The 22988-nt window shown below is 60.4% G+C and carries 23 protein-coding genes; 16 read left to right on the top strand and 7 right to left on the bottom strand.

Translation table 11 applies throughout. The annotated features are described in order from the left end of the window. Positions 1-138 precede the first annotated feature (138 nt). Positions 139-1206 carry a helix-turn-helix domain-containing protein gene (locus AX768_RS25535; protein WP_062002890.1) on the top strand — a complete coding sequence of 356 codons (1068 nt, stop codon included), beginning with the start codon at positions 139-141 and terminating at the stop codon, positions 1204-1206. Positions 1207-1519: 313 nt separating this feature from the next. After that, entirely contained in the window at positions 1520-2395 is an 876-nt protein-coding gene (locus tag AX768_RS25540; RefSeq protein ID WP_062002891.1) for a hypothetical protein, read from the top strand. 6 nt (positions 2396-2401) lie between these two features. On the opposite strand, the gene AX768_RS25545 is transcribed toward AX768_RS25540, so the two are convergent. From AX768_RS25545 to kaiC, 4 genes are read right to left on the bottom strand one after another with little or no spacing between them, the layout of a single operon-like run. Then, positions 2402-4060 (bottom strand): PAS domain-containing sensor histidine kinase, encoded by a 1659-nt coding sequence (locus tag AX768_RS25545; RefSeq protein WP_062002892.1) that lies wholly within the window; start codon positions 4058-4060, stop codon positions 2402-2404. A 5-nt stretch (positions 4061-4065) separates the two neighbouring features. After that, complete coding sequence (locus AX768_RS25550) at positions 4066-4446, bottom strand: circadian clock KaiB family protein (RefSeq protein ID WP_062002893.1); 381 nt, start codon at positions 4444-4446, stop codon at positions 4066-4068. Then, the gene (locus AX768_RS25555) at positions 4443-4754 is read right to left on the bottom strand and encodes a circadian clock KaiB family protein (protein ID WP_062002894.1); all 312 of its coding nucleotides are present in this window, start codon (positions 4752-4754) and stop codon (positions 4443-4445) included. The genes AX768_RS25550 and AX768_RS25555 overlap by 4 nt, the downstream gene beginning before the upstream one ends. Then, entirely contained in the window at positions 4751-6433 is a 1683-nt protein-coding gene (gene kaiC, locus AX768_RS25560) for a circadian clock protein KaiC (RefSeq protein WP_062002895.1), read from the bottom strand. The genes AX768_RS25555 and kaiC overlap by 4 nt, the downstream gene beginning before the upstream one ends. A 183-nt stretch (positions 6434-6616) precedes the next feature. Between kaiC and AX768_RS25565 the strand changes: the two genes are divergently transcribed. The 9 genes from AX768_RS25565 to AX768_RS25610 all read left to right on the top strand — a co-directional run bounded on the left by AX768_RS25565 (position 6617) and on the right by AX768_RS25610 (position 16194). Then, the gene (locus tag AX768_RS25565; protein WP_062002896.1) at positions 6617-7810 is read left to right on the top strand and encodes a GAF domain-containing sensor histidine kinase; all 1194 of its coding nucleotides are present in this window, start codon (positions 6617-6619) and stop codon (positions 7808-7810) included. Between the two features lie 95 nt (positions 7811-7905). Further along, complete coding sequence (locus AX768_RS25570) at positions 7906-8697, top strand: SDR family NAD(P)-dependent oxidoreductase (RefSeq protein WP_062002897.1); 792 nt, start codon at positions 7906-7908, stop codon at positions 8695-8697. Between the two features lie 282 nt (positions 8698-8979). Next, positions 8980-9345: a type II toxin-antitoxin system VapC family toxin gene (locus tag AX768_RS25580; RefSeq protein ID WP_062002898.1), complete on the top strand. Its 366-nt coding sequence runs from the start codon at positions 8980-8982 to the stop codon at positions 9343-9345. Between the two features lie 192 nt (positions 9346-9537). Next, positions 9538-10917: a GH1 family beta-glucosidase gene (locus AX768_RS25585; RefSeq protein ID WP_062002899.1), complete on the top strand. Its 1380-nt coding sequence runs from the start codon at positions 9538-9540 to the stop codon at positions 10915-10917. A 70-nt stretch (positions 10918-10987) separates the two neighbouring features. Further along, a complete protein-coding gene (locus AX768_RS25590) occupies positions 10988-12223 on the top strand; it encodes an ABC transporter substrate-binding protein (RefSeq protein WP_062002900.1) in 1236 nt (411 codons plus the stop codon). Further along, positions 12223-13167, top strand: coding sequence for a carbohydrate ABC transporter permease (locus AX768_RS25595; RefSeq protein WP_062002901.1), 945 nt, complete (start codon positions 12223-12225; stop codon positions 13165-13167). The genes AX768_RS25590 and AX768_RS25595 overlap by 1 nt, the downstream gene beginning before the upstream one ends. Continuing rightward, positions 13164-14048, top strand: a complete 885-nt coding sequence (locus AX768_RS25600; RefSeq protein ID WP_062002902.1) for a carbohydrate ABC transporter permease — start codon at positions 13164-13166, stop codon at positions 14046-14048. The genes AX768_RS25595 and AX768_RS25600 overlap by 4 nt, the downstream gene beginning before the upstream one ends. A gap of 13 nt (positions 14049-14061) precedes the next feature. Further along, the gene (locus AX768_RS25605; RefSeq protein ID WP_082771478.1) at positions 14062-15159 is read left to right on the top strand and encodes an ABC transporter ATP-binding protein; all 1098 of its coding nucleotides are present in this window, start codon (positions 14062-14064) and stop codon (positions 15157-15159) included. 21 nt (positions 15160-15180) lie between these two features. Next, positions 15181-16194, top strand: a complete 1014-nt coding sequence (locus AX768_RS25610) for a LacI family DNA-binding transcriptional regulator (RefSeq protein WP_082779083.1) — start codon at positions 15181-15183, stop codon at positions 16192-16194. Positions 16195-16200: 6 nt separating this feature from the next. Here AX768_RS25610 and AX768_RS25615 read toward each other — a convergent pair whose 3' ends face one another. Continuing rightward, positions 16201-16953: a FadR/GntR family transcriptional regulator gene (locus AX768_RS25615; RefSeq protein WP_062002903.1), complete on the bottom strand. Its 753-nt coding sequence runs from the start codon at positions 16951-16953 to the stop codon at positions 16201-16203. Positions 16954-17121: 168 nt separating this feature from the next. Between AX768_RS25615 and AX768_RS25620 the strand changes: the two genes are divergently transcribed. From AX768_RS25620 to AX768_RS25640, 5 genes are all read left to right on the top strand, one after another. After that, positions 17122-17943: an NAD-dependent epimerase/dehydratase family protein gene (locus AX768_RS25620; protein ID WP_062002904.1), complete on the top strand. Its 822-nt coding sequence runs from the start codon at positions 17122-17124 to the stop codon at positions 17941-17943. A 130-nt stretch (positions 17944-18073) separates the two neighbouring features. Then, the gene (locus AX768_RS25625; protein ID WP_062003672.1) at positions 18074-18823 is read left to right on the top strand and encodes an amino acid ABC transporter permease; all 750 of its coding nucleotides are present in this window, start codon (positions 18074-18076) and stop codon (positions 18821-18823) included. Continuing rightward, positions 18820-19473 carry an amino acid ABC transporter permease gene (locus tag AX768_RS25630; protein WP_062002905.1) on the top strand — a complete coding sequence of 218 codons (654 nt, stop codon included), beginning with the start codon at positions 18820-18822 and terminating at the stop codon, positions 19471-19473. Before AX768_RS25625 ends, AX768_RS25630 begins: the two co-directional genes overlap by 4 nt. Next, positions 19457-20185 carry an amino acid ABC transporter ATP-binding protein gene (locus AX768_RS25635; protein ID WP_062002906.1) on the top strand — a complete coding sequence of 243 codons (729 nt, stop codon included), beginning with the start codon at positions 19457-19459 and terminating at the stop codon, positions 20183-20185. The genes AX768_RS25630 and AX768_RS25635 overlap by 17 nt, the downstream gene beginning before the upstream one ends. 67 nt (positions 20186-20252) lie before the next feature. After that, positions 20253-21029, top strand: a complete 777-nt coding sequence (locus AX768_RS25640; RefSeq protein WP_062003673.1) for a transporter substrate-binding domain-containing protein — start codon at positions 20253-20255, stop codon at positions 21027-21029. Positions 21030-21094: 65 nt separating this feature from the next. Here AX768_RS25640 and AX768_RS25645 read toward each other — a convergent pair whose 3' ends face one another. Both AX768_RS25645 and garL read right to left on the bottom strand, forming a co-directional pair. Further along, positions 21095-21991, bottom strand: coding sequence for a 2-hydroxy-3-oxopropionate reductase (locus AX768_RS25645; protein WP_062002907.1), 897 nt, complete (start codon positions 21989-21991; stop codon positions 21095-21097). Positions 21992-22035: 44 nt separating this feature from the next. Next, complete coding sequence (gene garL, locus AX768_RS25650; RefSeq protein WP_062002908.1) at positions 22036-22839, bottom strand: 2-dehydro-3-deoxyglucarate aldolase; 804 nt, start codon at positions 22837-22839, stop codon at positions 22036-22038. Between the last annotated feature and the right edge of the window lie 149 nt (positions 22840-22988).

Consider the following 22988-nt stretch of genomic DNA (forward strand, 5'->3'; position numbering starts at 1 on the left):
AAAGCCGATAATAAGTGCGGAGTTACCGGGTAATCATCCTGAACGAAAGGAAACATCCGGTAATCAGCTTTATTTCAAAACTGTTGCCGGTCCGGTATATAAAGTCAGCCAGGTTAATAAAAAAGGCAGAGTAAAGCGATGCCACTGATCCTCAAGTTCGACAGCGCCGATTTCGCGGAAAACGATGCCGAGGAAATCTGGCGCGAGGGACTCGACGCCATGTTCGAGATCCAGCGCCCGAAGACGCCGGTCACCCCGTTCAGGGCCAGCCAAGAAAGCTGGACGCTCGGCGGCATGCTGCTCACGTCTCACATCACGCACGGCGAAGTCGCGTTCCAGCGCACGAAGCGCAAGATTGCGACCTCGGGCGTCGACCACTACCTGGTTCATTGCCTGCTCGACGGCAGGTTGTTGTCCACGTTCGGCCGCGATACGCATGAAGTCTCGCTCGGCTCCGTGGTCGTGCGCGATCTGGCAGTCGAAAACATCGGCATCAGCCGCGATGCGCCCATGCTGACGCTGATGATTCCGCGCCAGGCAATCGACCGGCGCACCGGCGGACTGCTGCGGATGCATGGTTTGTCATGGGAAGCCACCGACCCGATCGGACGGCTGGTTGCATCGCACGTGCGCAGTCTCGCGAACGTGGCTGCATCGATGGACGACGAAGAATCGAGCGTCGCCGGCGAAGCCACGCTCGATTTCCTGGCCGCGTGCGTGCTGCGCCGCGCCGAGCGCCGCGAGGAGTCCGGCGACCCACGCCTCACGCCCATGGTCCGGGCGCAGGCGCTCAGTTACATAGAAGGCAATCTCGCCGATCCCGATCTCGGTCCGGCGCGCTTGCGGGACACATTGAAGGTATCGCGTACGGCGTTGTACGCGCTCTTCGAACCGATGGGCGGCGTGGCCGACTACGTGCGCGCGCGCCGGCTCGACGAAGCCATGCGCCGCCTCGAATCGCCGATGCACACCCGCGATCTGATTGGTGCCATCGCCTGTGCGGTCGGCTTCATGAGCGAATCGACGTTCAATCGCGCTTTCAAGGAACGGTTTGGCTGTACGCCGACGGAAGCGCGCGCAAGGTGTTTAGCCAGCGGCGTCACGAGCATCCGCACGTCTACGAATGCGCGACGCAGGCGCGACGCGCAAGACGCTCGCAGCATCGGCGCAGAAACGGCCGCGCTCGTGCGCGAACTGCGCGCGTGAACGAAGCGAAGTCGAAAGCAAAGGCATTTGTAGGCATGTACTGAAAGTCGCAAACGGAATGGGTGGAAAAGGCGGACGCAATGAGAGGGCGGTGCAGTAGGCCGCGTGCATCATTCATTGCTGAAACTGGTGGGGTCGTGTGTGTGAGAGAAAGGGGCGCTGCGGCAACGGGGGTTTCCGCAGCGTTTCCTTGAAGTGTTATCCAGTGTTCTGCGAGGCATCGTGCATTTCGCAGGCCGGGCGAAGCCAGACCCTTCGTGCATGCCGGCTGCGGATATGAAGTCAAAACAAAGAAAAGATCCGGGAAAATCCAATGTGGTTGCTTGCCTTCTTCCAGGCTGATTCCGCCCTTGGGCGGTTCATGAAGATCAGCATATTCGCCGTGGCTATCGCCATGCTGTTTGCCGGGCTCGCGCTCGCGCCGCAGACCGACGTTGCGGTCGCGGTATCGTTGCTCGTGCTGGCGGTGCTTTGGGTGCATGGCTATATGGACGACCGGCGCGAGTCGCCGGCGTCGTCGCCGTGCGTCGCCGAAATCCGCGAGGACGAACGCCGTATCCGCGTGCTCGGCGGCGGCGTCGATCTGATGTTGCGGCTGGCTTCGCGCACGCTGAACGTGAACCGGGTATCGAAGGAATTCATTTCCAGCGATGCTCCGGGCGAGTTCCAGCGCCTGCGTTCGGGCAGCTTCGACTGGCCGGTCAAGGTCGTGGCGAAGGAACGCGTCGCGCGCGATGAAAAACCGCAGACGCCAAAGTTCGTAGCATCGAAAGAAGAGATGATGCGCTGGAACGATTTCGCGCCGGCAGCGGCGGCAGAAACAGTATCGAGCGGACATGCCGCGCGATACACGAAAGCGGACGCCGTTGCCGATCAGGAACTCGCGATCTACTGGACCCATCCCGGACACGGCGAGCGTTTGCTGTTCACGGTCTTCGGCCCGGCGGCCCATTACGAAGCGATGGAACGCGCATTCTCCACGTTCTCTGCGTGGATCGACGAGGAAGAGGAGGCGCGGCTCGCCATCGAACGGCGTCAGGAAGTCGAGCAATGGCAGCGCGAATGGGAAGTGAACCGGCTTGCCGAGGAATCCGAGCACGCGCGGCAAAGGGGCGATACCGGCATCGAAGAAGCAATTGCCCCTGTGCTTGCGAACGTGGCCATACCATCGGCATCGCGCCGCTGGTGAACTGAATCAGCGTTCCAGCGACAACGCCGCGGCGACCGCCGCCGACAAACGCGCAATCGAGAAGGGCTTGCGCAACAGCGAAATGTTGGTGCCCATCGCGGCATCGAGCGCCGAGCTGTCCGCGTAGCCGCTGGCAAACACAATCGGCATGGCATAGCCTTTCTCACGCGCGAGTTTCGCCACTGCCGCGCCGTCGAGATGCGGCATCGCGAAATCGAGCACCAGCAAGTCGGGCTGTGCTTCGGCCATCATGTGCAGCGCCGCGCGCCCGCTCGCCGCGGACTCGACCCGATACCCGAGCGACACCAGCGTCTCGACCATGAACGCGCGAACATCCGGGTCGTCATCGACTACGAGGATGCGCGGCGCGCCGGCGTTGCTGGCCTGGACGATCAGCGCCGCCGATGGGTCTGGCGCCGCCTGCGCTTCAGGCGAACGGCGCAGGAACAGCGACACGCGCGTGCCGCGCGGACTGCTGTCAATACGCGCATGGCCGCCCGCTTGCCGGCAGATCCCGTACACCTGCGCCAGTCCGAGCCCCGTACCCGCGCCGACTTCCTTGGTCGTGAAAAACGGTTCGAAGGCGCGCGCGGCGACATCGGCGGGCATGCCCGTGCCGGTGTCGGCCACGCTCAGTTCCACGTAGTCGCCATCGGCCAGATCGGCGTCGTCCGTGATCGTCTTCGAAACCGTCCCAATGCGCAGCAAGCCGCCCGACGGCATGGCGTCACGGGCGTTGATCGCGAGGTTGAGGAGCGCGAGCTCGAGCTGCGTTGCGTCCGCGATGACAAGCGTGTGTTCGTCGGTGAGTTCCAGCCTCAGATCGACCGATGGACCCAGCGTGCGATCGAAAAGATCCGCCATGCCGTGCACGAGCTGCGCGAGCGCAACCGCTTTCAGTTCGAGCTTCTGCGAGCGCGAAAACGCCAGCAGTTGCGCGGTCAGCTTCGCGCCGCGGCTCACCGCGCGCATGGCATTGTCGGTCCAGCGAAGCACGCGCTCGGAATCGGCCGGCACGCGTTTCACCAGTTCGAGATTGCCGTGAATGGCTTGCAGCAGGTTGTTGAAGTCGTGCGCAAGACCGCCCGTCAACTGTCCGACCGCTTCCATTTTCTGCGCCTGGTGCAACCGCGCTTCCATCTGCCGCTGCTGGGACAAGTCGGAGATCACGCCGCAAATCAGGCGGTCGCGGTCCCGTTCGGCATCGAGCGCCTTGAAGCTGCAATACACCGGCGTTTCGCCGCTCGCTGACAACACCGTGAGTTCGTCGCGAGCGGGACCGGTCGCACTTTCCTGCAGCAATTCGACAAGCCGTACGTGTTGTCCTTCAAGCACAAACGCGCTGAAGGCATGGCCGACCACATGCTCCACTTCGCGGTCGAGCAACTGCACGGCGCGTTCGTTGGCGTAGAGGATCGTGCCGTCGCCGGAAAGCATGACCGCGCCTTCCTGCATCTGCTCTACCAGCACACGATACGGCCGGTCCGCACTTTCGAGCGTATAGATGCGCCTGTCCTCGTCGCTGCCGACGACCACCGCATCCACCGCGCCGCTGCGGATGGCGTCGAGCGTGTCTTCCGCTTCGCGCAGCCGCTCGCGCAGTTCTTCTATGGACGCAGTGTCCAGTGACGATACAACGGGTGGGTCGCGGAATTGATCGGGCATGCGCGTCAAGGTTTGATGGAAGCGCTCTCGGGCGCGGGGGGCGCGGCGCCAGCGGTGTCGAATGCATTCAGGCCGAGCGCAGCGAGCACCTTGTTCGAGTCCGACAAGTCGCCGATCACCCGGCGCAGCGGTCCGGGATTGAGCTTCACCAGCGTCGGCGCGGCGATGATCTGCGCGGCGATGGCCGCTTCGGGATGCACATAGATATCGATGACTTCAAGCTCGAAACGTCCCGCCGCGTAGACCTCGAGCAAACGCCGGGCGTTCTCCACGGCGCGCGTGGAGCGGTGCGTGTTCCCCGTGACGTAAAGGCGCAGCACAAGCTGGGCCGATGGCGGCCCTGTCGACGAAAGCCCGCTGTCCGCGCCGGCAGGACTTGCGTTCATGAGCCTATCCCCGGACGAAGGTCGAGACCGACGAGCACGCGTTCGGTATCGGAGAGATCGCCGATGACTTTTTTAAGCGGCGACGGCAAATGTCGCACGACGGTGGGAATGGCGAGGATCTGATCGGCGGCGGCGAGTTGCGGATTCACGCGCAAATCGATGACTTCGATGGAAAATTTCCCGGCCAGATGCGTTGCGCAAAATGCGCGCAGGTTGCGGATTGCGGCGAGCGATTTCGGCGTTTCCCCGGCCACGTACAGGCGCAACAGGTAAGACTCGGCATCCGGGGACGGTTCATGGTCGGTCATTGCTTGGACCGCCTGACCCGCGCCATGTCCACACGATCCGCGTCGCGGGTGCGTTCGCGCTCGTCGCGCTGCGTAATCAGCGCCTCGAGTTCCGCCGCTTCGGCTTCCAGCGTCGATTGCAGCTCGGCAACCTGCAGTTCCACCACTTTGCGGCGTCGCGCGAGTTCACGCACTTTTTGCTGCACGGCTTCTTCCCGCGCGGCGATTTCATCGCGCTCCTGAACTTCCTGCGCAAGCCGCGCTGAACCGGTCAGCACGCCTCGCGCTCCTACATAAGCCGGCACCATGGCGATTCCTTCGTTGCTGATCTTGTATTCGCGAACCTGGTTGGAGTGATCCATGCCGCGCGACTTCAGCACGTACACGAGCCGGTTGCGCTCGCCATTCGTTTCCATGTGCGACAACGAGATCCATGTGTCCATCAGCGACGAAATGCTGCGGTCGTCGACGCTCGACGCCTGATCGGTGCTCGTCAAACTAGTAAAAATTGCAGTGATTCCGTGCGCCTTGAGCAGGTCGACGAGCCGCAGCAGCGTCGCATGCACTTCCGCGTCGACGCCGCGCAACGCGGAAATCGGGTCGACGACCACGGCGGTCGGCTTGAACAATTCGATGTCCCGCGCCATTCGCGCAAGATGCATTTCCAGCCCGAAGAAACTCGGGCGCGCCGATTCGATCCGCAGAGACTTCCCCAGGTACTGCGCAAGATCCAAGCCCACGGAATGCATGTTGCGCACGATCTGCTCGGGCGACTCCTCGAAGGCGAACCAGAGTGTGCGCTCACCGAGCGCGCAGCGCGCTTCCACGAACTTGGCGGCGAACGTGGTCTTGCCGGTGCCGGCGAGCCCCGAAACCAGCACGCTCGAACCCACGAAATAGCCGCCCGCGCCCAGCATGCCGTCCAGGTCGTCGATGCCCGTGGAAGTGGTTTCGTTCGACGTGACGTGCGACAGGCCCGCCGATGTGATGGGCAGCACGCTGATGCCGGTGGTATCGATGAGGAAGGGGTATTCGTTCGTTCCATGCGCCGAACCGCGATATTTGACGATTCTCAGGCGTCGCGTGCTGACCTGGTTTTCGACGCGGTTATCGAGCAGGATCACGCAGTCGGAAACATATTCCTCGATGCCATGGCGCGTGAGCTGCCCCGGGCCGCCCGCGCCGCGTTCGGCCGTCACGATTGCAGTGACATCGCGCTCCTTCAGCCAGTCGAACAACCGCCGCAACTCCGCGCGCAGCAGAACGGGATTCGGGAAACTCGCGAACAGCGCTTCGAGCGTGTCGAGCACCACGCGCTTGGCGTTCACGCTCCGGATGGCGTAATCGAGGCGCACGAACAGGCCTTCGAGGTCGTAATCGCCGGTTTCCTCGATGACCGTCGGGTCGATCTTCACGTGATCGATGGCAAGTTTTTTTTGCTCGATCAGGGCGTTCACGTCGTATCCGAGCGACGCGACGTTGGCCGCCAAATCCTCCGCCGATTCCTCGAAACTGACCAGCACGCCGTGTTCGCCGTACTTGAGAACGCCTTCGGCCAGGAAGGTCATTGCAAAAAGGGTCTTGCCGCAACCGGCTGCGCCGCACATCAGGGTGGGACGGCCGTGAGGCAAGCCGCCAAGGGTCACGTCGTCGAAACCCGAAATGCCCGTGGGCGACTTGGAAAGGACTGCTCCGGTCATTGGTCTTCTTTGTATGAGATTGAGTGCGGAAACATCAATGATTTTTACCCTAGTGGTACTCGCAAAACGGTCAGATTGGCCCGACATGTTGTATCGTGCAGCACATGGTAATGTCGATTTTTCCGGAAACCCGAAGCCAAATTTTGAACCCCATGCAGCTCTTTATTACCTTAACGCGCGTCCATGAGTGATCGCGACGAAGATATCGCCCGCGACGTAGCTGCGGTGGCGCGCATCGGCGCAGTGCCATCCATGCTGAGCGTAATCTGTAAAAACACCGGTCTCGGATTCGCGGCGGTCGCGCGCGTCACCGAAGGAACCTGGACCGCGTGCGCCGTTCACGACACGATTCAATTCGGTCTCGTGGCGGGCGGCCAGCTCGACGTTCACACCACGCTTTGCAGCGAGTCAAGGGCGCTGCGCGCCCCGATCACGGTCGACCACGCGAGCACCGATCCGCTTTACCAGAACCACCATACGCCGCGTATCTATAACATCGAAAGTTATATCTCGGTGCCGATCATCCTGCCGAATGGTGAATATTTTGGCAACCTTTGTGCGATCGATCCGCGTCCGGCGGTGGTGTCGGACACCCGTACGCTCACCATGTTCACGCTCTTCGCCGAGCTGATTGCATTGCAGCTCGAGAGCGAAAAAGAGCGTTCGGCGACCGAAGCCGCGCTTCTCGACGAACGCGCGACCGCAGAGTTACGCGAGCAGTTCATCGCAGTGCTTGGTCACGATCTGCGCAACCCGCTGGCGGCTGTTGGCGCGACCGCAGAGTTGCTGGCGCGCCGTGACGACCCGGCTATTGTGTCGCTGGGGACGCGCCTGCGTGCAACGACCAAACGCATGTCGCGGCTGATCGACGACGTCCTCGACTTCGCGCGAGGGCGGCTTGGCGGCGGACTGGGCGTGACGCTGTCTCCTGCCAGTGACATGTCCGATGCGCTTGCCGATGTCGTCGCGGAATTGCGCACGGCGAACCCCGGGCGCATTGTGCTGGAACATATCGACGTGGATGGCAGTATCGATTGCGACCGGGGCCGCGTGCAGCAGTTGTTGTCGAACCTGCTTGCCAACGCGCTGACTCATGGCGCGCCGGAACAGCCGGTGCACGTCGATGCTGCAATTCATACCGACGATCTGGTCATCAGCGTTGCAAACGGGGGCCATCCCATTGCGCTCGACGAACTCGCAAAGGTTTTCGAGCCGTACTGGCGGTCCTCGACCAGTCAGCCGAGCGGCGGCCTGGGCTTGGGGCTATACATCTGTTCGCAGATCGTCAAGGCACACGGCGGGACGCTTTCGGTGAGTTCGTCCACAGATGCGGGGACGCGTTTTGTCGCGCGAATTCCTGTGAAGTGCGCCGGATAAGGTTTTCCAGAGGCACCGTTTTTGCTGAATCCCTCGTGCTGCGCTGACGGACAGTCGCCACTGGCGAACGCGTTCAGCGGGAACGGGAGAGCACCATGGATCTTGGTATCAACGGACGTATTGCGCTGATCACCGGCGCAGATTCGGGCATCGGTTTCAGCACCGCCGATCAATTGCTGGCCGAAGGCGTCCAGGTTGTCATCACCGACAAAAATCAATCCTCACTCGACGAAGCCGCGCGAAAGCTCGGTCACGGTGTGCGCGCGTTCGCGGCCGACCTGACTGACCCGGCCGCGGTTGCATTGCTAAAAAGGCGCGTGCTCGGCGAAGTGGGCGTGCCGCAGATTCTCGTGAACGCTGCCGGCGTGACGGGGGCGACCGGGATGTTCCACGAGATCGATGAGCAAGGCTGGATCGGTACGCTGAATACGGACCTGATGTCGCCGGTGCGCCTGGTGCGCGCGTTTATCGATGAAATGCGGGGGAGCGGGTGGGGGCGGATTGTGTTGCTCGCCTCCGAGGATGCCGTGCAGCCCTATGTGGACGAGCTGCCGTATTGCGCCGCCAAGGCGGGTGTACTGAGCCTCGCGAAAGGGTTGTCGAAAACGTATGCGAGGGAGGGCGTGCTCGTGAACGCGGTGTCGCCGGCGTTCATTGCAACGCCCATGACCGACGCGATGATGGCCAAGCGCGCAATGGAAAACGGTACGAGTTTCGACGACGCCGTCAAAAGTTTCCTCGATGAAGAGCGCCCGTTCATGGAGTTGAAACGGCGCGAGAAAGCGGAGGAGGTGGCGGCGGTTGTTGTGTTCCTGTGCTCCGAGCGCGCGAGTTTTGTGAACGGCAGTAATTATCGGGTGGACTTGGGATCGGTGGCGACGATATGAAGCCGCATCGCGCAACTTGCTTCTCGGCGCAGGGTGATATATGATGTAGATATCATATATGGGAATGATCATGAGCCGAATTCTTGTTGACTTAACCGACATGCAGTTGAGCGATATAACGCAAATTGCTGAAGTGGACAAACGAGCGCGCGCTGCTGTTATTCGCGACGCGCTTGATTCGTACATTGCGCGGCGCAAGCCAGCTCTCGCTACGGACGTTTTCGGCCTATGGGAGAACACGAAAGCGGATGGTTTGGCGTACCAAGAGAGGCTGCGGTCCGAATGGTGAACGCTTTATTCGACACTTGCATCCTCATTGACTATCTGAACCGGATCGACGCGGCCAAGACCGAAATGACCCGTTACGAGTCAAAAGCAATCAGCCTGATCACGTGGATGGAAATCATGGTTGGTGCTGCGCCTGACAGCGAGGAAAAGCTTCGTGCGTGGCTCAACACATTTCGTGTCATTGCCATCGACGAAAAGATCGCGGCGCGGGCGGTCGAGCTCCGTCAGAAATATCGTGTGAAACTTCCGGACGCGATCGTTTGGGCATCGGCACAAGCGCATTCGCTGCTGCTAGTCTCACGCAACACGAAAGATTTTTCGCCAGATCAACCTGGTGTGCGCGTGCCCTACGCGCTGTGATGTGAATGTTAATGTGGCTGATGCAGGCCACCTTATCACCAACGACCTGCGCTGCTCACCTTCATCCGGACTCTTCCCCGCACTTCCCCCTCGCATCCATACAAACCCGGATTGTCCCTGTTTAATCGGCGCTGCTATCGTTCGCAAGCGCTTGTGGAAGCGCTTCCACTCCACCGATCTACAGGAGTTTCCGTGGCATCTGACGCATCCGTTATTTCCAGCGATCCGTTTTCCCCACCCGCCGATTCCGCCCTCTGGCGGCGAGATTTCCTCCTCGGCGCCGCGACTGCCTCGTACCAGATCGAAGGCGCCGTTGATGAAGACGGCCGGCTTCCATCGATCTGGGACACGTTTTCCGCCACGCCCGGCAAGGTGCTCGCCGGCGACACCGGCGCAGTGGCATGCGATCACTATCATCGTTGGGAAGCGGACCTCGATCTGCTGTCGGCGCTCAATGTCGACGGCTACAGGCTCTCGATTGCATGGCCGCGCGTGATGGACGAAGCGGGGCAGCCGAACCGGAAGGGCATCGATTTCTACAAGAAGCTGGTCGGGCGCCTGAAAGAGAAGGGGCTCAAGGTCTTCGTCACGCTGTATCACTGGGACCTGCCGCAGTATCTCGAAGATCGCGGCGGCTGGTTGAATCGCGACATTGTTTATCGGTTTGCGGAATACGCGGACTTGATGAGCCGCGAACTCAAGGGCCAGGTCGATGCATGGGCCACGCTCAACGAACCGTGGTGCTCCGCGTTCCTCGGCTACGGCAACGGCCATCATGCGCCGGGCCTGGCCAACGGCCGATACGCATGCCAGGCGATGCATCACTTGCTGCTCGCGCACGGCAAGGCCGTCGAGGTGCTGCGCGCAAACGATCCCGGCTCGCTGAAAGGGATCGTTGCGAACATGGGGAAAAGCTCGGCCGAAACTGACAGCGCTGCCGACAAACACGCCGCTCACCTGTTCGAAGCCCAGCACAACGCCTGGGTGCTCGATCCGCTCTTGAAGAAGTCCTATCCGAAAGATCTTTTCGAACTGTGGCCCGGTACTGAACCGCTGGTCCTCGATGGCGACATGGAGACCATCGGCGCACCGCTGGATTTCCTTGGCATCAACTACTACTTCCGCAGCAACGTAAAAAGCGATGGCGCGCATGGCTTCACCGAAGTGCCGTTGCAAGGTGTCGAGCGCACGCAAATGGGCTGGGAAGTCTATCCCGATGGACTGCGCGACCTGCTGATCGGATTCCACAAGACCTATCCGTCGTTGCCGCCAATCTACATCACGGAGAACGGCATGGCGTCGGATGACCAGGTGATCGATGGCCAGGTGAACGACGAGCAACGCATCTCGTTCCTGAAACGCCACCTCGCCGCAGTCGACAGCGCGATCAAGGCGGGGGTGGACGTGCGCGGTTATTTCATCTGGTCGCTGATGGATAACTTCGAGTGGGCCTTTGGTTACGAGCGTCGGTTCGGCGTGGTTCATGTGGACTACAAGACGCAGAAGCGCACGTTCAAACGCAGCGCCGAACTCATCGCGAAGTTCCTCGAGGAGCGTAACGCCCGTGCGTAAGTAATCCTAAGCACAGCATCGATGCAGATTCCGTTGGACCACATGGGCGAGACAGCCCGGAGGAGACTCAATGAACCGCATGAAGAAGTTGGTTGTCAGCGTCATTGCGGCCGTCGCGGCCACGAGCGCGGCGCACGCCGATCCGTTGAAAGCCACCGTGGTCCACTGGTGGACGTCAGGTGGCGAATCAGCCGCCATCAAGCAATTCGCCGATGCCTACAACAAGGCCGGCGGCCTTTGGGTTGACAACGCGGTGGCCGGCGCCGACCAGGCGCGCTCGACCGCGCTGAACCGCATCATGGGCGGAGATCCGCCAACGGCCGCCCAGTTCAATACATCAAAGCAATTCCACGACATCATCGATCAAGGCCTGCTGAACAACGTTGACGATGTCGCCGCCAAGGAGAACTGGGACAAGAACTTCCCGCCATCGATCATCGAGAGTATCAAGTCGAACGGTCACTACTACGCGGCGCCTGTCGACATCCATATGCCGGCATGGTTCTTCTATTCGAAGCCCGCGTTCCAGAAGGCCGGCATCACGAAAGAGCCCGCCACGTACGATGAATTCATCGCGGACCTCGACAAGCTGAAAGCAGCCGGCATCATCCCGCTTGCGCTGGGTGGTCAGGCCTGGCAGGAGAAGATCACCTTCGATGCCGTTTTCGCCGATGTCGGCGGCCCTGATCTGTATTTGAAGATCTATCGCGATCGCGATGTCAACGCGGTCAAATCCGATGCCTTCAAGAAAGTGCTGACGCAGTTCAAGCGGCTGCATAACTACATCGACCCGGGTTCGCCGGGACGCAACTGGAACGACGCAACGGCGCTGGTGATCTCGGGCAAGGCCGGTGTCCAGATCATGGGCGACTGGGCGAAGGGCGAGTTCGTCGCGGCGAAACAATCTGCAGGAAAGGACTTCGGCTGCTTCCCGGGCTTCGGTCCGCATTCGCCGTATCTGGTTGCAGGCGATGCATTCGTGTTCCCCAAGACCGACGATGCCAACGCGATCAAGGCGCAAAAGCTGCTTGCGACCGTGATGACATCGCCGGCTGCGCAGGTTGCGTTCAGCGCGAAGAAGGGATCGATTCCGATCCGTTCCGACATCGATGATTCGAGTCTCGACATGTGCGCAAAGATGGGTATTGCGATCATGAAGGACAAGTCGCGGCAACTGCCGAATCCGGAAATGCTGACGCCGCCGGATATCAATGGCGCGTTGCAGGACGTCATCACCAACTTCTGGAACAAGAACCAGTCGGTCGAGGACGCGCAGAAGGCCTTTGCAAGCGGGCTGAAAAGCTGATGGCCGTGACTCCCGCCGACAAAGCCCTGCAACCTGCCGCAAGGCACGCGAAGAAGAAACCGCTGAGGAAGCGGTTTCCCCTGGCTGCGTACATTGCGCTGGTGCCGCTTGCGTTGACCGTCGTGTTTGCGTACCTCGGCACGATGTTGTGGAGCTTGCGTACGTCCTTCACGAACTCGCGTACGTTCGCGTCCTCGAACTTCGCGGGCGTCTCGCAGTATGTGCGTCTGTTCAGCAACGACCGGTGGATGCTGTCGCTGCAGAACATCGTGATCTATGGCGTGTTGTTTATCGTCGTGTGTCTTGCGATCGGGTTGCTGCTGGCTGTGTTTATCGATCAGAAGGTGGTGGGCGAAGGCGCGTTGCGTACGGTGTTCCTGTATCCGTATGCCATGTCGTTCGTGGCGACCGGTCTTGTCTGGCAATGGATACTGAATCCGCAACTCGGGATCCAGGAGGTGCTGCACCGGCTCGGTTTCACGCATGCGCGCTTTGACTGGATCGTCGACCAGGACAAGGTCGTCTATACGCTCGTGATCGCGACCGTATGGCAGGCCTCTGGCCTGGTGATGGCATTGCTGCTTGCGGGACTGCGCGGCATAGATGAAGAGATCTGGAAGGCCGCGCGTATCGACGGCATTCCGCGTTGGCGCGTCTATGTGAGCATTGTGATCCCGATGCTCGGCGCGTCCATTTCGACCGCGTTCATCCTGCTGTTCGTGATGGTGATCAAGCTCTACGATGCAGTCGTCGCCATGACGCAAGGCGGTCCTGGCACCGCGAGCGAAGTGCCCGCGAAGTTCATCATGGACTATCTGTTCGGACGGGCGAACCTGGGCCTTGCGTCGGCGGCGTCGATCGTTTTGCTGGTGACCGTGCTCGCGATTCTCGCGCCTGTTTTCTACGTTCGCAGCCGCGCGTTGCGGCTGAGGGATGCACGATGAATACACTACGTCCGCCTCTTCGACGCAAGCCGCGTTTCTCTCCGGCGCGGCTTGGCGTGTACGCGTTCCTGCTGACGTCTGCGTTGTTTTTCCTGCTGCCTTTGTACGTGATGCTCGTGACATCGGTCAAGCCGATGGCCGAAATTCGCATGGGCAACATCCTTGCATTCCCGGTTCACTTCACGCTCGATGCATGGCGCGAAGCATGGCAGTCCGCATGTACCGGTCTTGATTGCCAGGGTATTCAGGTCGGCTTCTGGAACTCGGTTCGCATTGTTGTGCCCAGTACGATCCTGTCCATTCTCGTGGGCGCGGTAAACGGCTATGCGCTCTCATTCTGGAAGCCGCGCGGCGCAAGCACCTTGTTCGCGATCCTCCTGATGGGCGCGTTCATTCCCGTGCAAGTGATGGTTTATCCGCTGGTACGCGTGCTGGCAACCGTGCATCTGTTCAGCTCGTTGCCGGGTATCGTGCTGATTCATACGATCTTCGGCATGCCCGTCATGACGCTGCTATTCCGCAATTACTACGCGGCCTTGCCTCACGAATTGTTCCAGGCGGCGCGCGTGGATGGCGGCGGTTTCTGGCGCATCTTCCTGCAACTGATGGTGCCCATGTCCACGCCGATCATCGTGGTCGCGGTCATCATGCAGGTCACGGGCATCTGGAACGACTTCATCCTGGGGCTCGTGTTCGCGGGAACGAAGAACCTGCCTATGACCGTGCAGCTCAACAACATCATCAACACCACGACCGGCGAGCGCCTCTACAACGTCAACATGGCAGCGACCATTCTCACGTCCATGGTGCCGCTTGCCATCTACTTCGTCTCGGGTCGCTGGTTCGTCCGCGGCATTGCTTCCGGTGCGGTCAAGGGTTAGTCCAGGACGATCTATGTCTACAGTCATGTCTGCAGGAAAATCGAATGTTTCCATCCGCGATCTGGAGATCCAGCTCGGGGCCAATACGATCATCGAATCACTGGATCTGGAGGTCGAGCCAGGCGAATTCCTGGTGCTGCTCGGGCCGTCGGGTTGCGGCAAGTCGACCTTGCTTCACAGCATTGCTGGCTTGATCGATGTCAGCGGCGGCAGCATTGAAATCGGTGGCCAGGATATGACCTGGGCCGACCCGAAGGATCGTCGTATCGCCCTTGTTTTCCAGTCGTATGCGCTTTATCCGACCATGAACGTGGAGCGCAACTTGTCGTTCGGTTTGCGGATTGCAGGGACGCCAAAAGCTGAAATCGAACGGCGCGTCTCGCGTGCTTCGGAGATGCTGCAGCTTGGTCCGTTATTGAAGCGAAGGCCGGCTCAGTTGTCCGGCGGACAGCGTCAACGCGTCGCGATCGGACGTGCGATCGTGCGTGAAGCAGATGTGTTTCTTTTCGACGAACCGCTCTCGAATCTCGACGCCAAATTGCGCACCGAACTCAGGCGCGAGCTCAAGCAACTGCACAAGCGTCTTGGCGCCACGATGATCTACGTCACGCACGATCAGGTCGAAGCCATGACGCTTGCGACCCGCATGGCCGTGATGCGCGGCGGCGTGATCCAGCAGATCGGCACGCCCGCGGAAGTCTACGCGCGCCCGAACAACCTGTTTGTCGCGACTTTCCTCGGCTCGCCGGGCATGAACTTGCTCAAGGGCGCCCTTCACTTCGACGCCGGCGGCATCCAGTTCCAGAACGATCACATGGATGTGGACGTGTCGTCGTACCCCTTCGTCAAAACGCCGCGCGAAAATCAGTCGTGCGTGCTCGGCGTGCGACCCGAGGACGTTTTGATCGATCCGGCGTTCGAACACAGGGGCACGGTGTCGCTCGTCGAACCCATGGGCAACCACCGGGTAATTTGGCTCGATTATCATGGCGCCCAAATCGCTTCCATCGCGCAGGAATCCGCGACGGCGGCAGTCGACGAAGTCACCGGTTTTTCCATTCAGAAGGAACGCATTTCCCTCTTCGATGAAACCGGCGGCGACCGGTTATAGCGCTTAAATCATGGAGTCATAGTGGCAACCCTGAAGGACGTCGCGGTTCTCGCCGGCGTGGGCATGTCCACGGCATCGCGGGCAATTTCCGGTCGCGGACCGGTATCGGCCGATGCACTCGCACGCGTGCAGGCCGCGATCGCCGAACTCAACTTCCGGCCTTCGTCGATCGGGCGCGCGCTGTCCCAGCAGTCGCTCGGCATGATCGGTATTTTCGTGCCGTCGTTCCATGGTCCGTACTACGGCACGATCCTGAAGCAGACGGATACCGAGCTGCGCAAGGTCCACAGGCATGTGGTCGTGGCAACAGGCTACGGCGATGATTCCCCGCGCGACCAGGCAGTCGATGCCGTGCAGTTCCTGATCGGCCGCGATTGCGACGGCGTGGTGGTGACGAGTCACGATCTGCATGACGATGACCTCGTCAAGCTGCATCGCATGCATCCGAAGATGGTGTTTCTCAATCGCAACTTTGCGCAGATGCCGGAAGCGTCGTTTTGTCCGGATCATCATCGCGGCGGGACGCTGGCGGCGAAGACGCTGGTCGAAGCCAGGCACAAGGAAATAGCGGTCATTTCAGGCCCGTTCATGGCCTTCGATAACCAGGCACGTCTAGCCGGATTTTTCGAAGAGCTGGCGCGCAGCGGCATCGAGCGAGGCGACGTGCAGATGATCGAGTCCGACTTCTCGCCTGAAGGCGGATATGAATCGGCGCGGTTGCTGATCGCGTCAACGAAGCGTTTCACGGGTTTGTTCTGCGCCAACGACACCATGGCGATCGGCGCATTGTCGTGCCTTCAGCAAGCGGGCATTTCGGTGCCGCGCGATGTGTCCGTAGTGGGTTACGACGATGACTACTCGGCCGCATTTTCTGCGCCGGGTTTGACATCAGTACATATTCCAACGGCCGACCTCACGCAAAACGCCGTCCGGTGGCTGCTGAACGAATGCTACGGCACCGAGTACCCGATCTATCGCGAGTTTCCTGTGACGGTCACGCATCGTGCGTCGGTCGCGCCGCCGCTCAAACGCTGAGCGTCATCAGCTATTTTCTTTCGCGCGGCGCAAACGCTCGCGGCTGTTGATCAGGTGAAGGCGCATCGCGGTACGCGCCGAATCGGCATCGCCACGTTCTATTGCATCGCAAATCTGCTCGTGCTCGCGGTTCACGCGCGTCAGGTATTCGGCGTACTGCACGGGCGGAATTTGCGTTCGTGTGATCCGCGTGCGCGGGATCATGTGCATGCCGAGGTGCTTCAGGATTTCCACGAAATAGCGATTGCCCGTAGCGTTCGCAATCGCGAGATGAAACCGGATATCGGGCGAAATGGTCTCGGTCGCTTTGCCCACGTTGTGCTCGAACTCGACCAACGCTCGCCGCATCTCGGCGATCTGGCTTTTATCGCGGCGCGCAGCAGCGAGTCCCGCGCTTTCGGTCTCCAGGCTGATCCGGAGTTCAAGAACGGCGAGGGCGTCGATGGAACCCGCCAAGTCCTCGGGATCGAGCCGGAAGAGGGAGCGCGACTGCGCTTCGCATACGAAGGTGCCAATGCCATGTCGGGTTTCTACTAACCCCGCAGCCTGCAACTTGGATAAAGCCTCACGCACGACCGTTCGGCTCACGTTGAAACGCTGGACCATTTCCGCTTCGGTCGAAAGCCTGTCGCCCACGCGCAACTCGGCGGATTCGATCTGCAAACGGATTGCATCGACGAGTTCAGTTGTCAGACTTCGTCGCGCGGCTGGCTGCCCCGATGGTTCGAACAGTGCATTGGGCGATCTGAGCACGGCCACCTCGATTGGGATAATGTTCTCGAATCGTTGACAAATACGGATGCGAGTGATTATATGCACGCTGGAGTCATATGACAACGTACAATGAAATATGATTGAGGCGGCTGATTCAATTGCAACAGGAGTTCTTCAAGCTCCGCTCAGCCGCGCTAATGGAGACAGGCTCACATGGCCAACCAAGACAACATTCGTCCTTTTGATCGTCTGCTGCTGACCGGCGCTGCCGGCGGTGTCGGCAAGGTCATTCGCCCGCGTGTGGCGGCATTCGCAGAAACCATCAGGGTCTCGGATCTCGCGGCCGCGCTGCCGTCCGAAGCCGCGTCCAACGAAGAGGTCATCGCGTGCGATCTGGCGGACAAGCAAGCCGTCGATGCACTCGTCGATGGCTGCGACGCCGTGATTCACCTCGGTGGGGTCTCAGTGGAAAGACCCTTCGAGGAAGTACTCGAAGCCAATATCAAGGGCGTCTACAACCTTTACGAAGCGGCGCGCAAGCACGGCGTGAAGCGCATCATTTTCGCCAGCTCGAATCATGTCACGGGGTTTTATCGGCAGGACGAGAAGATCGATGCGCACGCGCTGCGCCGCCCCGATGGTTACTACGGTTTGTCGAAGTCATTCGGCGAGGACGTGGCGCAGTTCTACTTCGACCGCTATGGCATCGAGACGGTGAGCATTCGAATTGGATCGGCGTTTCCGGAACCGAAGGACCGCCGCATGATGGCGAGCTGGCTCAGCTACGACGACTTGCTCGACCTGCTGCAACGGAGCCTGCTCACCCCGGACGTGGGTCACACCGTCGTATATGGGATGTCCGACAACAGGGTCACATGGTGGGATAACCGCTATGCCGAGAAGCTAGGGTTCGTGCCGCAGGACTCGTCGGAACCCTTCCGCGCCAAGGTCGAAGCGCAGCCAGCTCCCGCACCCGGGAGCGCCGTGGCAATGCTGCAGGGCGGGGCGTTCACCACTACCGGACCGTTTGAATAAAACGGCGGGCCCGGGTGTTGTGGCAGTACGAAGATTTTGAAATACGCTTGGCGCAACAAAGCGAAGAGTGCAAGCGGGCGCGAGCAGCGTGCCAAAGCCCGCGTCCGTACTAACCAAAGACATTGCTGCGATGAACTTCCATCTCGATTTCAGTCCGTTGCTTCCCTACTGGCCGGTGTTCCTCAAAGGCGCCTGGCTCACTCTGAAGATGACAACGGTAGCGGTATTTTTCGGCGTGATTGTCGGCACGCTCGTCGCGTTCGCCAAGCGCGGCACGAACCGGCCTCTGTCGCATGTGTGCTCGATTTATATCGAGGCCGTGCGCAACACGCCCTTTCTCGTACAAGTCTTCCTGCTGTATTTCGGGCTCGCGAGTTTCGGCGTGCGCATGCCGACGTTCACTGCAGCCGCGCTCGCGATGATCATCAACATCGGCGCTTATGCGGCCGAGATCATTCGCGCAGGGCTTGAATCGGTGCCGCGCGGCCAGCTCGAAGCGGCGGAATGCCTCGGGTTGTCGCGCTGGCGGATCGGCTGGCATGTGATGCTACAGCCGTCCATCGAAAAGGTTTATCCGGCGCTTACCAGCCAGTTTCTGCTGATGATGCAAGCGTCTGCGATCGCGTCGCAAATTTCGGCTGAAGAACTGACAGCGACCGCGAACACCGTCCAGTCCGATACCTTCCGTTCGCTCGAGACGTACATTGTGGTGGCACTGCTTTATCTGGCGTTGTCGCTCTTGATCAAGCTTGCGGCGTGGGCCGTGGGCGAGGTCGCGTTCAAGCGCAAGCGGGTCATGCGCAAGGCCGCCGAGCGAGCAGGGAAGCCGGCGCCCGATCAAGGCCGCATCGATACCGTGATTCCCGGAGGTGCAGCATGAGCGGCGGCTTCACTTCGGCACATTTGTTCTATTTGGTACATTCGATCTGGTGGACCCTCGCGTTGTCCGCGCTTGCGTTCGTGCTGGGCAGCATCGGCGGCTTTGGCGTGATGCTCGCGCGCATCTCGAAGCGCCGCTGGCTGAGCCGTCCGGCGATGGTGTATATCGAGGCGATTCAGGGCATTCCGCTGCTGATCCTGCTGTTCATCGTCTACTTCGGGTTTTCGGTGTACGGCTTTGAAGTGCCTGCGCTGGTCGCGGCCGGCTTTGCGCTGATGGTTTACACGAGCGCGTATCTCGGGGACATCTGGCGCGGGTGTATCGACGCCATGCCAAAACCGCAATGGGAAGCCGCCGAGTGCCTGTCGCTCACGCGCTGGCAGACCCTGCGCCTCGTGATCATTCCGCAGGCGCTGCGTCTTGCATTGCCTCCTACGGTCGGTTTCCTGGTGCAGGTCATCAAGATGACATCGCTTGCATCGGTGATCGGTTTCGTCGAACTGACGCGTGCCGGCCAGATCATCAATAACTCGATCTTTCAGCCGTTCCTCGTATTCGGGCTGGTCGGGGTCTTCTATTTCGCGCTGTGTTATCCGCTCTCGCGCTGGAGTCAATCGATGGAGAAAAAGCTCAATGTCGGCAATCGTTAAGCTCGGGGACGTCTATAAGAGCTTCGGCTCGAACCAGGTGCTCAAGGGCGTTTCAATGGAAGTGGAGAAGGGCGAGATGATCGCCGTGATCGGCGCGAGCGGGTCGGGAAAGAGCACGGCGCTCAGGTGTATCGACAGGCTGGAAACGATCGATCGCGGCACCATTGAAGTGTGCGGGATTCGTGTCGATGACCCCAAGGTCGACCTGCATCAGTTGCGCCGTGAAGTGGGTATCGTGTTCCAGAGCTACAACCTCTTCGCGCATCTGACTGTTGAAGAAAACATCATGCTGGCGCTGCGCCACGTGAAGAAGATGAGCCGCGACGAAGCGCGCCGCGTTGCAATGTCCGTGCTCGAACAAGTGGGCCTGGGTCAGAAAGCCGATGCGTATCCGGAACAGCTTTCGGGTGGTCAGCAGCAGCGTGTTGCAATCGCGCGCTCGCTTGCAATGTCGCCGAAGGTCATGCTGTTCGACGAAGTGACGTCCGCGCTCGATCCGCAACTGACCGGCGAGGTGCTGCGCGTGATGGAGGATCTTGCGAAGGGCGGCATGACCATGCTGCTCGTCACGCACGAGATGGCGTTCGCGAAGCGCGTGGCTGATCGCATCATCTATATGCATCAGGGCAAGGTCTGGGAGGTGGGCGGCGGCGAAATGCTCGATGCACCCAAGACGCCCGAGTTGCGTACGTTCCTGAACAACGGCCTTTAGCCTCAAGCATTAAACACCTTTTGAACCGACCATAAAAATGGAGACTGCTTTGAAAACAACCAAGTTCATGTTGCGTGGCTGCGTGGCCGCCTTGTTGCTCGCAGGCGTAGCGCACAGCGCCATGGCGGACCAGCTCGACGACATCAAGAAGGCCGGCAAGATTCGCGTCGCCATCGCGATGGGCACGCCGCTGTTCAGTTTCGCCGATGCCAACCTGCAGCCCGCCGGCTCCGACGTGGACACCGCTGCCGCGCTTGCGAAAGACCTGGGCGTGAAGCTCGAACTCGTGCAGATCACGAACGCTGCACGCGTGCCGACCTTGCAGGCGAAGCGCGCGGACCTGGTGATTGCCGACTTGTCGATCACGCCCGAGCGCGCAAAGGTCGTGGACTTTTCGATTCCTTACGCGGTCATCACGATCATCGTGGGTGGCACCAAGAGCCAGAACGTGAAGAACTACGCTGATCTGGACGGCAAGACCATCGGCCTGACGCGTGCAACGGTCAACGATACGCTCACCACGCAACAAGCGAAGGGCGCACAGATCCAGCGTTATGAAGACGATGCAACGCTGATCACGTCGGTCGTGACGGGACAGGTCGATATATTCTCCAGCACGCCTTCTAACTTGAGCGAGATGGTCAAGCGCGCGCCGAGCCGCAACCTCGAACTGAAGTTCGCGCAAAAGGATTTCGACCTGGGTATTGCGATGAACAAGGACGAGCCGAAGCTGAAAGACTGGGTCAACAACTGGGTCAGCACGAACCAGAAGAACGGCAACCTCAATACGATCTACAAGAAGTATCACGGCCGCGATTTGCCGGCGAGCGTGACGAAGGGTTAAGCGGGAAAGAAGCAAAAAGGGCGTCGCGTTTTACCTCGCGATGCCCTTTTTCATGCGCTGAAGATTCAGTTGGCGGTGCCCTGGCCGATCTCGTGATCGGCGAGATACTCGAGCGCGCGAACCATGCCCGAGTGATCCCAGGCCTTCCCGCCATGCGCCGCGCATGCGTTGAAAAGCGCCTGGCAGGTCGCCGTATTCGGCAGCGATACACCCAGCGATTGCGCCGTCGACAATGCCAGGTTCAAGTCCTTCTGATGCAGTTCAATGCGAAAGCCCGGATTGAACGTGCGCTTGGTCATGCGCTCGCCGTGCACTTCCAGAATGCGTGACGATGCAAATCCCCCCATCAACGCCTTGCGCACTTTTTCTGCATCCACCCCCGCCTTCGATGCCAGCAGCAGGGCTTCACCCACCGCTTCGATAGTCGCCGCCACGATCACCTGGTTTGCGAGCTTGCAGACCTGACCTGCACCCACCTCGCCGATCAACGAGATGTTCTTGCCCATCATGTCGAAGAGCGGTTTGACGGTATCGAACGTGGCTTGCGACCCACCTACCATGATCGTCAGCGACGCCGCCTTCGCGCCCACCTCGCCCCCCGACACCGGCGCGTCCAGATACTCGGCGCCGCGCTCGCGAACCTTGGCTGCGAATTCGCGTGTAGCGATGGGCGAGATGGAACTCATATCGACCACGATCTGGCCCGGGCGCAAGGCCGCGACCACGCCGTTCTCGCCGAACAGGACGCGCTCGACATCGGGCGTATCCGGCACCATCACGAAGATCACATCGGCTTGCGCGGCGACCGCTGCGGGGTTGTCGCAGGCGACAGCACCAGCTTGCGTCAGCTCGGCTGGCACGCCGCTGCGCGTGAACGCTGCCAGCGCAACGCCGTTCTTGACGAGATTTTCAGCCATGGGCTTACCCATGATCCCGAGTCCGATAAAACCAGCTTTTTGCATGTCATCCTCCAAAAAAATGCGGGTTTGCAGATGTCACTGTCACTTTACTTCTGCATGAAATGTTTCTGCACGGCTTGTGCCGCGTTGCGCAGCAAGCCCATGTCCGCGCACACGGCGATCACCTGGCAGCCCATCGCGAGATAACGTTCGGCTTCGGCCTGCACGGGTGCAAGCGTTCCGCTCGCCTTGCCGGCTGCGCGGGCGCGATCGAAGACATGCGCAATGGCTTTCTGCACGTCCGGATGATTCGCGTCGCCAAGATGTCCGTACGATGCCGCCAGATCCGATGGCCCGAGAAACACGGCGTCCACACCTTCGACTGCAAGGATTTCATCGATCGATTCGACCGCCTTGCGGCTCTCGATCTGCACGATGACGCAGATGTTGTCGTTGGCCGTGGTGAGGTAATCGGGCACGGTGCCGTATTTATTGCCGCGGTGTCCTACCGATACCCCGCGAATACCCTGCGGCGGATAACGGGTCGCGGCGACGGCGCGGGCGGCGTCCGCCGCGCTGTCTACAAACGGAATCAGGAAGTTGAAGAAGCCGCTGTCGAGCAGCCGTTTGATGACCACGCTCTCATTGGCCGGCGGTCGCACGACCGGCGCGCTGCGGCTGTCCTTGAGCGCCATGAGCTGCGGAATGAGCGTTAGGACGTCGTTGGGCGCGTGCTCGGCGTCGAGCAGGATCCAGTCGAAGCCCAGCACGCCCAGCAACTCGGTCGTGATCGGGCTGCCGAGCGACGCCCAGCAGCCGATCTGTTTTTCCTGTTTCAGGACGGACTGGCGAAACGTGTTGGGGAGCGGCTGATAGGGCGTGTAGAGCGGGGTCTGTGCGGGCGCTGTCATGACGGGGCTTCCTCTTGCGTAATTGCTCGAATTGCGGCCTGAGTTGAACACCTTAATATGCAACATGCTCATACGTTATCAGACGTCATATTACATCGCGAGCTTGATGTCGGGCAAGGAAAAGGGCTTTATAGCGACGTGCGACTTAC

Origin of the sequence: Burkholderia sp. PAMC 28687 (assembly GCF_001577465.1) — a bacterium.
GTDB lineage: Bacteria > Pseudomonadota > Gammaproteobacteria > Burkholderiales > Burkholderiaceae > Caballeronia.